This is a genomic window from Brevibacillus daliensis (assembly GCF_021245735.1).
Classification (GTDB): domain Bacteria; phylum Bacillota; class Bacilli; order Brevibacillales; family Brevibacillaceae; genus Brevibacillus_B; species Brevibacillus_B daliensis.
This window is the reverse complement of the sequence record NZ_JAJISB010000039.1, coordinates 1-14,481: the sequence shown is the minus strand read 5'-3', so window position 1 is coordinate 14,481 and position 14,481 is coordinate 1. Positions and strand designations below refer to the sequence as shown.

Sequence of the window (14,481 nt, the reverse complement as noted above, 5' to 3'; positions counted from 1 at the left end):
TGTGAGAGGTCGGGGGTTAGTCACCCCCTCCTACTCGATTTCCAATTTATTTTTACGGATGTAGATTTATAAAGACTAATTAGAGACTAAAAAAGAACTAATTAAGGACGGATAAAGGGCGATTTCTCCGAAAAGAGCATGGTAAAATTGTGTTGGAAAATAGAAAAGGCTCTCAGCGTCGTAACCGCCGAAAGCCCAAGCGTTAAACCAATTTGATTATATCAGAAATAAGGCTATATCTCATTTTAATAATTTGTGAAAGTAAACCTTGTATTAATGTCATTTAAATTAACAAAGTATCGAAATCGAAGTAAGGAGGTGAATAACTTGGACGTTAGGGAAGTAGCAGAATTATTAGGGGTTCACACCAATACGATCTACAACCGAATCAATAACGGACTTATCAAAGCAAAAAAGCGTGGGAAGAGCTGGGATATTCCTGTAGAAGAGTTTGAGTGTTTGAAACGTCAAAAAGGATTAACACCAAGGCATGTAATACAAGCAATGAACTTAGTTGATAACTGGCTTTCTAGTCGTGTTGATTACTTGAGTGGCTTAGTATCAATCGCCATTCTTCACAACACATGGAAGCACCAAGCCCCAGAGCAAGAAAGGGAAGTTGTTGAAGAAGTATCCAAAATGATGGAAGGCATCAAGAACTACCAGAACGCTCTGAAGATCATTCGATTTGGAAAGAGAAGAAGTATTTGAGGATCTGAACGTTTAACCGTGTAAGCGTGCCATTTTTTTATGAGATAAAAAATTTTTATTGCGTTATCCTTGAGGATTGTCAGTATTGATTACGATAATACTTGTTTTTTGCGAATTCATGCTATACGTTTCAATTGATACAGCAAAAAGAGAGCAGACCATTAGTAATGAAACAGATGTAATAGTTGTCAGAAATTTCTTCATATGCTACCTCCTTGGGTTTAACCGTTTTTTACCATATTATATACTTTTTTCATTTTTTTCAGAAGTCCTAAGTTCATATCTTTATTCATCTCACAATGATGGTCATTTATTTCTATAGCGCAATTCAATATTTCGTCACTAGCATTAATTTTCGCATAGTACATAATGCTTTGGAGATATGCATTTATCCCCTCATCAAAAATACCTTGAGCAACAAGAAAAGCTCCTTTACACTTATAATATTTTCCTAATTCACTGAAATTGTATACATTATTAAATTCGAATGCAAAATTACTTTCTTCACGCTCTATGATTTGGTGGATATAATCTATAGCATTAATTTTTAGTAATGCCTCTAATAACTCATTGACTCTATGAATCCGATTGTTTTTTGTTGCTTCATTTATGCACTCCTGTAAAACGGGAATTGCTTCATGATATGAGCCTGTTTTAGAAAGAATAATGGCACGTAAATATTTCGCTCGTTCTATAATAAAACGATAACCTAATTTCTCATACATTTGTATATGGGTTTCCATTTCGGAAAAGTTTCCTATTCTGAAAAAAGAATTACAGATAGCCAAAGCAATCCGCTCTTTTATCTCATTTCTTGATGTGTCTTCTGCATGTCCATTTTTTCCAAGCTCAATGCATCTATCGTACAGTTCCATATCGTGTGCTTGAAATGCCATCTGATAATAAATGTTAATTTTTTCATTGTTGCTTAAAAAATCGGTATAATGTAGTAGCTCTTCTCCAGTTTTAAATGATTCTTCCAGGCATTTCATATTCTTACTTTCAATTTGATATCTCTGAAATAATCCTTTTGCAATGTAAATGGGAATACCATGTTGCCTAGCATAGGTAACAATAGATTTATAGAAAACTAATTTCATTTCATTATCAGCAATAGAACTTGTTAAATTGAAGAGTCTTTCTAATGCGATATAAGTATCTTCCAGTGGGGACTCGAGGATTTTTTTGGCGAGTTTGGAGACGATGAACTCATTATTCATATCAATTGCTTCCGAAACTAAATCAAATAATACATCTACGTTCTGACACATCTCCATATAAGGCTCTACAAATTTAACAAAAGGTATTTGTAAGACTTCTGCTATGGGTTTCAATGTTCGTAATTGTGGACGTTTCGTTTCTCCAGACTCTATTTTTGAAATTACGCCTTTGCTTATTTCGGTCAATCTACCTAGTTCAGAAATGCTTAGGTTTTGTTCCTCACGTTTTACTTTAATCAGTTCTCCCAAAGTAGTGAAAGTTATACTTTCCACAATTAGAGACCCCCCTAATTATTACTTATAAATACTTCCAATTTACCTATTTTTAATATTTTAACTTATGTGTAAATTAATGTAAATATTTATATATCATTTTTTAGGAAGTAATAAAAGGAGAGTGTTGTTTACGATACATAAATTGGAGTAGGTAATATTGTATAATAGAAGAGGCGTTATTTCATTAGGTACAAGTAGCAATAACATTTTTAAAACGAATGACTAAGACAAAACAGTACCTCAGTTGTATAAGCAATAATACATATAATTGCGTTGGATTATTACCTAATATTGTATAAATGAAGTAGCATGTATGGACATAGTAAGATAATAAAAAAACACCACTGTTATTAGTGGTGTACCGATTATTTATTAACTACTACTGCTACTTCTTCGATAGTGTGAATGTCCATAGTGCTGGTGATGGCTGTTTCTCTTGCCAAGAAACTTCGCATCACTCGAACTCATTTTCCAGGATTTTTTGGAGGAAAAAGGCTTGCGAAATCGATCGCTGCTTGAAAATCGATGATGCGATTTTCCAAATGTGGAACCTTTTAAGAAACTTGATTTCTTTGCTTTCCCGATAAGAAGAACGGCGACTACTCCTATAATGAGTAACGGGATCAGCAGCAGCGCTCCGATAATTGCCAAGATTTTCATCCATGTACCTCCAAGTATTTATTTACTTTACATGTACGTATAGAATCTAAAGAAGTTTCATGCTTTTAAGTATTCGTCATATCTTGAATAATCAATCTCTTTTTCCTTAAGATGAGCAATCAGAAATTTATGGTCCCGTTTTGGAGTACCCATAATGTAACCCTTCACAATCAAGTCTGTAGTCATGCGATCGGCATTTTCCTCTAAAGCAATTTGTCCGATCTTACCGGCGATTGTTCTTCTTGCAACAGGACGGAACAGTTCTGGAACTGGTTTTACCAATTCATTTAAAAACGCAAGGCTTTCCTCATCCCACAGATGCTCAGTTTTTTCAATATAATAGTCTTGCCAATCGAGATCAGATTTACCGTCTTGTTTTGGCATTGATTTTAAGAATTTTCTAAACATAAAATAACCACCAATGGCAAACAACCCAACTAATATGAAGATCCAGATAATAATAAACCAGGACATAAAACCACTCACAGTAACACCTCATTATATAAATTATGGAAGATGTTTATCTTTTGTATTGTACTATATTGACAGAAGATTTTCATGTGAGCAAACAGTTTGTGCTTTAACTCTTTTCAATTTGCTTTGGAATGAGTAAGATAATAATACAAAAGGGAGAGGGGGGGATGTCCATGTTTACACTCGGTCAAAAGGTAATCATTGTAGGAGACTCTTTCGAACAGTCATTGCCTATTGGAGAACATGCATATATTATTGGTCGAGATCGTAACCCCGATACGGTATATGAATGGATTATTCGTGTTCCGATTGCAGATAGACACTATCCGATTGTAACCGATGACATTGCTTTGGAAGAAACCCTGCTCGAAGAAGCGGCTGAACAGATACAACAAGAAGCGTTACTTGATTTTGCACTCGCTACTCGCAATGAGGCTTTATTTCGTAAAGTGATGGGCATGCATGAACATGAACCAGAATCAGAATTGAAAAAAGAGAGCGCAGAAGACTTCATACGTATTGTAAACAGTAAAGCCTGGATATAGTACATCAATATAGAGTAACTCGGGAAAATGATTTTCGCTTTTGCCTTTCGTGCAAGCGGAAGTCATTTTCTTACTGTATCAGAAAGGATAAGCTTCGTAGTGATTCTTTCTGCTAGGCATGAAAAACATCATCTAAGTAACAGCTTCTTCGAAAGGACTTCGATAGAGGTTTTTCTTATACCAAAAAGCAGGAAAATACAGTTCGGGACAAGAATGTTTTCAAAGAGAGCCAAGAAAATGTAGTGTTTACGGAAAGTGAGGCAAGGATTGATGTCAGAATTTATTCAGTTTGAAAATGAAGATGGACAAAGTATGGAGATGACCAGGGGTGATTTTCAACAAAAAATCATCCCGTTATATATGGAAAAGTATTGGGATGACAATGAAAATTTGCGTCAATTCGCTATGGAGTTGGTTCGAAAAGAATTTCCTGCGGAAGCAACGAAGGCAGCGGAGAGATTGTTAGAATTATACGGTCCAATTGAGCCAGCCATGATTTTTCGCTCCATTGTTCACATTCAAATGGGTGAGTTTAAGGAAGCAATGGCCCTTTTACATGAGACAATTGAAAAATACCCACAAGCCGCTCCTGCATACTTAAATCTTGCTCGCTTATATGGTCAAGATGGCAATGAGCAGATGGCAGGAAAACTGTTGCAACAGACACTATTGATTGACCCCAACCAAGAAAGTGCACTGGACTGGCTAACAGGTTCATTCATGGAAGCAGGTAAAAAGGAAGAACTGTGTGCCTACCTAAACGAACTGGGCAAACGTGAAGATGCGTGGAGACCACATTTTGTTTTGGCGCACATTTCATTAAAAGATGGAGATCTTTTAACAGCAGTGAATATGTTCAAGGAAACATTGGCTAAAGTGAATGGCAATGAGCAGATGGTGATGAACGTAACAGGTGAACTGGGTCAAGCTGGGTATGTATATCAGTTGATTCAAATTAGTGAGGAATATTGGAAGCCTTCCTTCGAACGTCCATTTGCTGGTTTTAATTACATTAATGCCTTGATTCAAACTGACCAGACGGAAAAAGCAATGGAAGTATTAGAACTCCTGGTTGAACATACGAGAGCAGAGTATAAAGAAACGGTTCAGGAGTATATGGATAAGTTACCTCGAGAATTATTTGAAAAAGCCGAACAACAAAAGAAAAATGCCCAGGAAGCTGAGAAGGATCAGGGAAAATCCTGGTGGAAAAAGAATAGAAAATAAATGAAAATACAAAAAAACCACTCTATGACAGAGCGGTTTTTTTGTTCAAGCATCTATTTAAACTGGCTGGTAAGTCGCTTCTCCAAGTAGCTTACTCCTTGGTACATCACTGCAGCTACGATGGCGATGACGAAGAGACTCATCAGGACCAGGGTGAAATTAAATACTTGGAATCCATATATGATGAGATAGCCCAATCCTTTTTGTGCAACGAGAAATTCACCAACAATAACACCTACCCAGGATAAACCCACATTCACCTTTAATGTAGAGACAATGGTAGGGGTTGTGGCGGGCAAAATTACTTTTCTGAAAATCTGTTGTTTTGTTGCTCCAAATGTTTGCATGACTTTCGTGTATTGGGGATTTACCTCACGGAAGCTGCTATAAATCACTAAAGTCGTAATAATAATCGACACAGAGAGAGTTGTAGCGATAATGGAGATGATCCCAGGTCCAAGACCAACAATAAACAGGGGACCCAAGGCAACTTTTGGCATACTATTGGCGATGATCAGATAGGGCTCTAACACCCGGGAAAGAAAAGGAGACCACCAGATTGCAGTAGCGATCAGGGTACCGAAGATCGTTCCAAGGAGAAAACCAACAACGGTCTCCATCACCGTAATTCCTGTATGGGTGAAAAGGCTTAAATCCGACAGCTTTTCGAGAAACATTACCCAAATTCGGCTAGGGGAGCTGAAGAGAAGAACATCCACCCACTGAAGACGAGCAGCCGTTTCCCACAGAGCAATAAAGATTGCTAGAAGTCCGATCTGACAGAGGAAAACTAGACGGGCTTTTCGTTTTTCCTCTTGCTTGTGCAAAAGAAAAATGTGCTCAATTTGATGTTGCTCCATCTGAAGTTCCCTCCATTTCACGCCATACCTGATTGTATAAAGTAGTGAAGCCGTCTTGTTGTCTTGTGCCAAACGGTAGGAGGCGACGTAGCACCTCAGGTATTTCAATTTCTCTACGGATCGTACCAGGAGTTCGATCTAGTACAAATACACGGTCTCCCATAGCGACTGCTTCTTGTAAATCGTGTGTGACTAGAACGGCTGTCTTCTTGTGACGACGAAGTGTTTCAATGATTAAGTCTTCCAACTTCAGCTTCGTTTGGTGGTCTAGAGCGGAGAATGGTTCATCCAGTAGCAAAATATCAGGCTTGCAAGCTAAGGTTCTGACCAAAGCGACACGTTGACGCATCCCACCCGATAATTGCTGGGGAAACGAGTTGCGAAATGAGAGTAAATCCATATCTTCCAAGAGATGTAAGGCATATTCTTCCGTCTCCTTTGACCTGGTACCTTGCACTTCTAATCCGATATAAATATTCTCTTCAATCGTTCTCCACCCGAATAAGTAATCGTGTTGCAACATGTACCCTACTTTTCGAGAGGTACCAGAGACTTCTTCACCATCCAGCAGTACATTTCCACGTGTCGCCTTTTCGAGACCCGCTATCAAGGAAAGAAGTGTTGTTTTTCCACATCCGCTAGGACCTACTAACGAGATGAACTCACCTTCTTTTACAGTAAGAGAAATATCTTTTACTGCCATGAACGCATTACGAGATGTGACATACAGGTGAGTTACATGGCGTAGTTCAATTTTTGATGGAGAAGAAGTGTGAGTGATCATTTGTTAGTTACCTCCCGCTGCTTTTTTCGCAAAAGTCTGGTCTACTAGCTTCTCGTAAGAAGCAGGTTGCTTCAATTCTCCAACTTCCTTCATGATTTCCTGTAGTAAAATCCATTCTTCCTCTCTTAGCAGAGGGTCTTTTGCATAGGAGCCTTGTTCCTGGTAACGTTTGACGGAGGTAACGAGGATTTCAGGTTTCACATCAGTGAAGTATTTGCCGATTACTTGAGCAACTTCTTCAGCAGAATGTGAGTTAACCCAATTTTGTCCTTCCTGTATAGCGTTGGTGAATTTTTGAATGGAATCGTTGTTGTTTTTTATATAGCTCTGTTTTGCCATGTAGCTGGTATATGGGACCCTGCCGCTTTCTTTTCCGAACGAGGCAACGACCTGCCCAACTCCTTCTTGTTCAAACTGAGAGGCTTGCGGTTCAAAAAGCTGTACATAGTCGCCGGTACCGGATGCAAAGGCAGAGGGAATATTTTTAAAATCGATGTTTTGAACGAGAGTGGTGTCCTGCTGTGGGTTAATGCCGTTCTTCTTTAAAACAAATTCTCCGACCATCTGTGGCATCCCACCTTTTCGTTGGCCAAGAAATGTTTTTCCTTTTACCTCATCCCAGGAAAAAGAATCCGTTTTCTTGCGGGCGACGAGGAAAGTGCCGTCTGTTTGGGTTAATTGAGCAAAGTTAATCACAGGATCTTGAGCACCTTGCTGATCAACGTAGATACTGGTCTCTGAGCCTACGAGGGCAACATCGATCCCGTCAGAAAGCAGGGTGGTCATTGTTTTGTCGCCGCCCCAGGTTGTTGTCAGTTCAACTTCAAGTCCTTGCTTCGTAAAAAAACCTTTTTCCAGAGCGACGTATTGGGGAGCATAAAATAGGGAGCGTGTTACTTCTCCTACACGAATTTTATTTGTACTACTGTTGGAGCAGCCGCTAAGTAAGCTGATGATTCCCAGGATCATGATGATACCTAGGGAAAAAAGACGTTTCATGAAAAAAACCTCCTAGGCTTTTATGTTTACAGTAGCCTATGCCCAGAAGTTTGAAGTGGTGAATGAGGAAGAAAAAATGATTATTCGTCTTAGGCTGCATTCTAAAAGATTGTTGCCAGATATCAACAACTTTCAATGCAATTACACCTACGCCTAAATACCTTATTTTTTCCTGAACAATTTTTCAAGAATAGGCTCAGCGTATGTTGCTAATTCTGGAAATTTATAGGATTATACATGAGGGTTGAGTACTTTAATGCCAAGACTTTGAACTGGAGGTTTTATTTTGATGATGAAGAGGCCTATGGGTGTGAAAATTGTTTTCTGGGTGATGGCCGTTAGATTGATGTTAGCTGCAGTGCTAATCTTGCTTTTTAGTTCGTTTTTTATACCTGGAGGTGAGATTTGGGAGAGTTTTAAGGATGGAGCTTTAGGAGCTGCTTTGGGTATTGATGCAAGCGAGTATTCTGCGGAATACTATGGACATCTCATAGGTATATTTATTATACCGGTAAGTTTAATGTTGCTGAGTCTATTTTGCATAAAGAAACAAATGTTCAAAACACTAATTGTTTCTATCTTACTGCAAATAATTATTTCCCTCACTCAACCTTTTCAATTGATCATATCGATAGTAATGCTCGTTTTAGTCTTATTAAAGAGCAGCCGGGATTATTTAAACGGGCGATATATACCAAACGTAAATAAATGATGTTCCTTTCAAATATGTATATGATATAGATCTATGGATTGCTCACCAGCTAATTGTGTGTTGCTTGGCTAACTATACCAGCAAGTAAACACCGTTTGTTGGAATAAGGGGCTATTCGGGAATTGGATCAAATGGTGGTTCTAATGAATCATCACTCTCGGAATTTACATATTCTAGCTAGTTATTTCTATTGAAAAATGGAAGGCGAAACATACAACTTTCCAAATAGAAAACTAAAGAAATATTTAGTTCTATCGACACATTCGAAGACGGACTTATTCCGCTTATGGATGTGTTTTTTTAAAAATTCATGTCACTATTGATAAGAGTATCAGATATTATAATTTGCTATGGAGATTAGTAGCTCCTATTCCTAGAGAAGTTCTCAAATCAAAGGAGTTCAAATGTCCAGAGGAATATCGGTCAGGACTAGAACTAATTATTGAAAAAATTAAGAGTGGTGGCGGTAATTCAATCGGATTAGCAGGATGCTGGGTGTTACTTGCTCTATGAATTGGCGGAAGTTTGTTTGGTCCAAACATAAGAAAGACATAGTAGGGTTTGAGATGGATCAGATATATTATAATAATGCGATACAGACAAACTGAAAAGAGCAGAACATAGATAATTAGGAGATAAACAACGTACAATTAAAAGTAGGAGAAACCAACCCAATAAATATCCCATTTGTTAAAAGGAATTAAAGGGATATTTATTTGTATACTTCGAGTTAGTATGGTCTTAATATTCTCCTAGTTCTTTACTGGCAATTGAATGAGGCTATTTTGTGATAGGAGAATAAATAAGATTAAAAAAGTAGTTAATATATTGTTAGATCTTCTAATTCGTTTTTATCAAAAATATCTCTCAATGATTTACCATTAATTAAAATTTTATTAATTTTTTCGATTTCATCAAAAATAATTTGATTTTCGTTTTCGTAAAATTTCGTGAAACACCATCCATTACTAGAAAAAGTTATTGAATATTTTTCCCCTTTATATTGAAATTCAACTTCTCTTCCTAAAGCAATGTCACTTTTTAATTCCTCAAAATTATACACAAAAACTCCCCCTTAAAAATAAATAATAATTTCAAATTAATACCAAGGACCTCTAGAAGGCGGACCTACAGGAGGCCAGTGCCAGTCATGTCGATGAGGAACTTTTGGATGTTCTTTTGGATTACCGTGATCATTATAATCAATATCTAATTCAACTTTTCCTTCCCCATCATAATATCTTCTTTGTACTAAATCAGAATACGTAAGGAAAATTGATTAAAAGAAATCTATTGTTTACAATAAAAGGATTGTCATTAAGTAGATACTTTTTATATGTAAATTCACGATATAATAGAAACTTGGTAGGGAGCTTATGCGTATACAGAAATGGGAAAAATAATAACCTGTGGACATAATTACGGAAAAGTTTATTAAAATACCAGGACGTCGTAGAAATCCATATAGTTAGGAGCCAGTCATATAATGAGGGATAGAGTAAACTGGGCAGATATTAAGAAATACATCATGATAGCCACTTACACAGTATTATTGTTTGTCGTGGTATCGAATTTTACTGCTGTGAAGTTGTTCATATATGATGTATTTGATCTATTAGATCCGGTCATTTATGGTATTGCGATTGCGTACATACTTAATATTATAATGAAGTTATATGAAGAAAGAGTGTTTGCACCTATTAATAGGTATAACAATCGAATATGGCTGAAGGTGAGACGTCCTCTTTCTATTCTGTTAACATTAGCAACCGTTTTGGTTATTTTGACATTTTTGATGTGGTTTATTGTACCGCAGCTCCTCAAGAGTATTGCTATGCTAACTTCCAGTATTCCGAATGATATGGAATCGTTGAAGGCTTTCGTAGATAGTTTTGCCGAGAAGTTTAACTTGTCTGGAGATCTATGGAACTCACTTGTTACGAACTGGAATGATATTTTGAACAAATTTGGTCATTTTTTCTTAACTTCTATTCCGACTTTATTGGAATATACGAAGATGTTTACGGTTAGTTTTATCGATATCATCATGGGATTGATGCTGTCCGTCTACTTACTTCTAAGTAAGGAAAAGCTAACGATGATAACGAAAAAACTTGTTTATGCTTATTCTTCCAAAGAGAGAGCAGACAGAGCTGTAGAAATTGGAACATTAACGAATAAAGCATTCAGTGGTTTCATTGCGGGACAGCTTACTGAGGCAATGATCCTTGGTATCTTATGTTTTATTGGAATGTCGATATTTAACATGCCGTATGCACTTTTGGTTAGTGTGATTGTCGGGGTGACGAGTATTGTTCCTATTTTTGGAGCATATATCGGGACGATTCCAAGTGCATTTATTATTTTGATGGTAGATCCTCCGGCGGCAATCTGGTTCGTTGTTTTCATTCTTGTCCTGCAACAAATCGAGGGCAATTTCATCTATCCAAAGGTCGTGGGTAATTCAATAGGATTAGCAGGACTATGGGTACTATTTGCCCTATTAGTTGGTGGTAGTTTATTTGGTATAATGGGAATGCTTCTTGGTATCCCTGCGTTTGCCGTTGTGTATTCCCTTGTCAGAAGCGCTACGAACAAACGACTTAAGGAAAAAAACATTACAATTAAAGAGTAAGTGAGTTGGAGATAGACTGATCAAAACCTCCCCAGTTGGTAATCGTTTTTTCACGCAAATAGCTAAAAAACATACCGGGGAGGTTTTTTTAGTATGAATATACGGCTAGTCAGTTGTATAAGCTCCTACTTTCCTCTGCTCACACTACCCAGTAACCTGGGATATAAGCTATGTTCTCTATTACTAGTAACGAAGGTGGTGGCAATGATGGATATTTTTCAACAATATGTTCAGGCAGCAGATCCCATTAAGGCTGTAAAAATGGCTGCCTACATGAAGGATCATTTTCCGTTTTTGGGTTTACCTAGACCGGAACAGGTTAAGCTGAGTAAGCCTTTTTTACAAACGAAGAAAAATGAGACAACGATTGATTGGGAGTTCATCTTTCTTTGTTATCAAAAGCCAGAAAGAGAGTTTCAATATTTGGCTATTGATTATTTGGCCAAGATGAAAAAAAAGCTTCATCCCGATGATATGATTCGATTAGAAGAGCTAATTACTACGAAATCTTGGTGGGATACAACAGATTCTTTAGATAATATTGTAGGGTATATGTATCTACAGTTTCCTCAAATAAAAGAAACCATTCTGTGTTGGATTGACAGCGAGAATATCTGGTTGAAGCGAGTCTCTATCAATTTTCAACTAGCGTTTAAAGAGAAGACTGATACAGAGTTACTTGAGAGAGCGATATGTTCTAATCTGAATACGAATGAGTTTTTTGTAGATAAGGCAATTGGCTGGTCTTTACGCGAATACTCCAAGACAAATAAGGAATGGGTTGCGGAATTTATTCAGGCTCATCCTCTTTCCAAGTTAAGTGTTAGAGAGGCTAGCAAGTATCTTTGATTTTATAAGTTGAAATGAAAAAAATATTGATGTAGTCAAAATCGTCCTATCGTGTGAATCAGTACTCGGTAGGGCGATTTTGTGAGAAATATCACCGATTTGCTTGAGTTGAAACTGGTAAAATAGGAGAAAAAAGAAACCAATTCTTCTATTGAGTTTAGGAGAGGTAGGTGAAACCGAGCTATATGTGGTTATCAACAACAACAAGAAGAATTACAAGATTTGTAATACTAATCAGCTTACTTTTATTTGTATTTTCGATAGTTGGAACGATGTATATTCAAAACCTGAGTCGACTACTAAACGAGGAAACCAATATGCATCTAAGTGAGATTAATGAACAAGGTGCAGCTCGTGTAAAAAATCACTTCGAACAAAAGATTGAAGTATTACGAGTACTTTCTTCTGGATTTATATCAGATCCTGATATCCCTATAGAGAACAAGATGGATCGGTTACTTACAGAGGTGGAACGAAATAGTTTTTTTCAACTCGTATATGCGACTCCCGACGGTAAAGCATATTCAACAGATGGTACTTCTTCCTATATCAATAAGTATCAATTTTTTAATGAATCCATAAAAGGAAAGGAATATGTTACTGAACCAATGAGTATCGGGGATAAAGCCCCTTTTATTATCTGCTCGGTTCCTATCTATTCCAATGGAGAGGTTAGTGGACTCCTGTATGGAAGTATCGAACTTCATAAGCTGGCAGAGGAGATTAATTTTTCGTTTTTTGGCGGTAACGGCTTATCTTATGTGGTAGATAGCTCGGGAAGGGTTATTTTGCATCCCACTATTAATCATATTCAGGAAATTATAGGGGGAGAAATAGAAGATCGATTCTCTCAAGCGCCAACCAATTATCTATCAGAATTTCAGAATAATGGAAAAGGTACTATTCGTTCTGAGATTAATGGGATTGAAGCATACATAAGTTATTCTCCTATCGAAGGAATCAGTGATTGGATGATGATTTCGATAGCTCCTGTCAATGTGGTGTTTGGTATATCAGCGAAAATTATCGAACAAACCATCTGTATCATTGTTTCGCTTGTCATTATTTTTCTTCTGATTCTTACATATATTATTTACAATAAAAGAAAGTCGGAAAAAGAAATATATAAGTTGGCATTTAAAGATAATTTAACAGAGATTGGCAATTTTAATAAATTTTCTACTGATTGTGAGAAAAAGCTAGACAATAAAAAAGGGAAAAAATATGCTTTTATTTATTTTGATATAGATAATTTTAAAGTGATTAATGATACCTTTGGATATACTTCCGGAGACAAAGTTCTTAACTACGTAGCTAATACGTTGAAAGACATAAGTGATAATAAAGCATTGTATGCACGTTTTTCCAATGATCACTTTGCCATATTATATGAATATGAGACGAAATGCCAAGTTACTGATTTTATTGCATTTTTACAAAAAAAACTTAACAGAGTTCTGCTTGACGAGCAGATCAATATCGATCTCGTTTTATCCGTGGGGATCTATCTTATTGAGAATGATGATTATGATTTCAATTTAATTTACAATAAAGGAAATATGGCGAGAGTGACTATAAAGGGACAACAGAAGGTGCAATTTGCCTTTTATAATGAAGAAATTCGCCATAAGCTTTTTGAAGAGATTGAAATGCAGAATGAGATTAGAATGGCAATCAGTTCGAATAAATTTGAAGTGTATTATCAGCCTAAATATGATCTGAAAAAGGAAAAGATTGTGGGTGCTGAGGCACTGATAAGATGGAATCATCCTTGTAAGGGCTTTATCAGTCCTGCCGTATTTATACCTGTAGCTGAAAAGACAGGGATGATTATTGATATTGGCAGAGGAGTGTTTACTGAAGTATGCCGGACATTAGCTGAATGGGAGCAGAAAGGTATACATCCGCTTCCTATCTCCGTTAATATGTCGAGGGTAGAACTTTATCAGTCAGAGTTACTTAGCTTCTTAAAGGATCGATTAGATACCTATAAGATTCCAAGGGATGTAATTGAGATTGAGCTTACGGAAACCTGTGCCTTAAATGATTTGGATCATTTTATTTCGATGATCTACGAATTTCAAATGCTGGGGTTCAAAATTTCACTGGATGACTTTGGTACGGGGTACTCCTCTTTCAGCTATCTTAATTCTATTCCTATAGATATTTTAAAACTGGATCGATCTTTTTTTATTGATATTGAACATGATATAAGAAGCCAAAATATCGCAAAGTCCATTGTTACGCTGGCAAAATCATTAAATCTGATCGTTGTGGCGGAAGGTATAGAGACCATTGAACAAGTTGCGTTTTTAAAGAAAATGGATTGTGATATCGCCCAGGGATTCTACTTTGGAAAACCTATGCCAAAAGATGAAATGGAAAAGTTACTTCTGGCAAACCAATAAACGATGCACCTTCATCAGATGTAACACATGATTCTAAAACTGTTCTGCCAAAAATGGTAGAGCAGTTTTTATTTTAATGACTACTGGAGTGGACTTGTAGAAGAGGAAATACAGAATCAAA

General features: G+C 36.8%; 15 protein-coding genes. 7 read left to right on the top strand and 8 right to left on the bottom strand.

Annotated elements, in window-relative coordinates; all coding sequences use genetic code 11:
• Positions 1 to 327 precede the first annotated feature (327 nt).
• Positions 328 to 711, top strand: coding sequence for a helix-turn-helix domain-containing protein (locus LM917_RS21165; RefSeq protein WP_232699698.1), 384 nt, complete (start codon positions 328 to 330; stop codon positions 709 to 711).
• 63 nt (positions 712 to 774) lie between these two features.
• Here LM917_RS21165 and LM917_RS21160 read toward each other — a convergent pair whose 3' ends face one another.
• From LM917_RS21160 to LM917_RS21145, 4 genes are all read right to left on the bottom strand, one after another.
• Positions 775 to 915, bottom strand: a complete 141-nt coding sequence (locus LM917_RS21160; protein ID WP_232699697.1) for a hypothetical protein — start codon at positions 913 to 915, stop codon at positions 775 to 777.
• A 17-nt stretch (positions 916 to 932) separates the two neighbouring features.
• Positions 933 to 2,204 (bottom strand): helix-turn-helix domain-containing protein, encoded by a 1,272-nt coding sequence (locus LM917_RS21155; RefSeq protein WP_309241970.1) that lies wholly within the window; start codon positions 2,202 to 2,204, stop codon positions 933 to 935.
• A gap of 375 nt (positions 2,205 to 2,579) precedes the next feature.
• Complete coding sequence (locus LM917_RS21150; protein ID WP_232699696.1) at positions 2,580 to 2,867, bottom strand: hypothetical protein; 288 nt, start codon at positions 2,865 to 2,867, stop codon at positions 2,580 to 2,582.
• 57 nt (positions 2,868 to 2,924) lie between these two features.
• A complete protein-coding gene (locus LM917_RS21145; RefSeq protein WP_232699699.1) occupies positions 2,925 to 3,341 on the bottom strand; it encodes a DUF2621 family protein in 417 nt (138 codons plus the stop codon).
• Between the two features lie 173 nt (positions 3,342 to 3,514).
• Here LM917_RS21145 and LM917_RS21140 point away from each other — a divergent pair, with 173 nt between their 5' ends.
• A complete protein-coding gene (locus LM917_RS21140; protein WP_232699695.1) occupies positions 3,515 to 3,886 on the top strand; it encodes an ATPase in 372 nt (123 codons plus the stop codon).
• A gap of 270 nt (positions 3,887 to 4,156) precedes the next feature.
• Entirely contained in the window at positions 4,157 to 5,113 is a 957-nt protein-coding gene (locus LM917_RS21135) for a tetratricopeptide repeat protein (protein WP_232699694.1), read from the top strand.
• A gap of 53 nt (positions 5,114 to 5,166) precedes the next feature.
• On the opposite strand, the gene LM917_RS21130 is transcribed toward LM917_RS21135, so the two are convergent.
• The 3 genes from LM917_RS21130 to LM917_RS21120 are packed head-to-tail and all read right to left on the bottom strand — an operon-like array spanning position 5,167 to position 7,756.
• Positions 5,167 to 5,973: an ABC transporter permease gene (locus LM917_RS21130; protein ID WP_232699693.1), complete on the bottom strand. Its 807-nt coding sequence runs from the start codon at positions 5,971 to 5,973 to the stop codon at positions 5,167 to 5,169.
• A complete protein-coding gene (locus tag LM917_RS21125; protein ID WP_232699692.1) occupies positions 5,954 to 6,757 on the bottom strand; it encodes an ABC transporter ATP-binding protein in 804 nt (267 codons plus the stop codon). The genes LM917_RS21130 and LM917_RS21125 overlap by 20 nt, the downstream gene beginning before the upstream one ends.
• 3 nt (positions 6,758 to 6,760) lie before the next feature.
• A complete protein-coding gene (locus LM917_RS21120) occupies positions 6,761 to 7,756 on the bottom strand; it encodes an ABC transporter substrate-binding protein (RefSeq protein ID WP_232699691.1) in 996 nt (331 codons plus the stop codon).
• A 289-nt stretch (positions 7,757 to 8,045) separates the two neighbouring features.
• Here LM917_RS21120 and LM917_RS21115 point away from each other — a divergent pair, with 289 nt between their 5' ends.
• A complete protein-coding gene (locus LM917_RS21115; protein ID WP_232699690.1) occupies positions 8,046 to 8,468 on the top strand; it encodes a hypothetical protein in 423 nt (140 codons plus the stop codon).
• 820 nt (positions 8,469 to 9,288) lie between these two features.
• Here the strand turns inward: LM917_RS21115 and LM917_RS21110 are convergent.
• A complete protein-coding gene (locus LM917_RS21110; RefSeq protein ID WP_232699689.1) occupies positions 9,289 to 9,531 on the bottom strand; it encodes a hypothetical protein in 243 nt (80 codons plus the stop codon).
• A 423-nt stretch (positions 9,532 to 9,954) separates the two neighbouring features.
• On the opposite strand from LM917_RS21110, the gene LM917_RS21105 reads away from it, so the two are divergent.
• The 3 genes from LM917_RS21105 to LM917_RS21095 all read left to right on the top strand — a co-directional run bounded on the left by LM917_RS21105 (position 9,955) and on the right by LM917_RS21095 (position 14,360).
• A complete protein-coding gene (locus LM917_RS21105; RefSeq protein WP_232699688.1) occupies positions 9,955 to 11,103 on the top strand; it encodes an AI-2E family transporter in 1,149 nt (382 codons plus the stop codon).
• Positions 11,104 to 11,196: 93 nt separating this feature from the next.
• The gene (locus tag LM917_RS21100; RefSeq protein ID WP_232699687.1) at positions 11,197 to 11,952 is read left to right on the top strand and encodes a DNA alkylation repair protein; all 756 of its coding nucleotides are present in this window, start codon (positions 11,197 to 11,199) and stop codon (positions 11,950 to 11,952) included.
• Positions 11,953 to 12,122: 170 nt separating this feature from the next.
• A complete protein-coding gene (locus LM917_RS21095) occupies positions 12,123 to 14,360 on the top strand; it encodes a bifunctional diguanylate cyclase/phosphodiesterase (protein ID WP_232699686.1) in 2,238 nt (745 codons plus the stop codon).
• Positions 14,361 to 14,481: the final 121 nt, after the last annotated feature.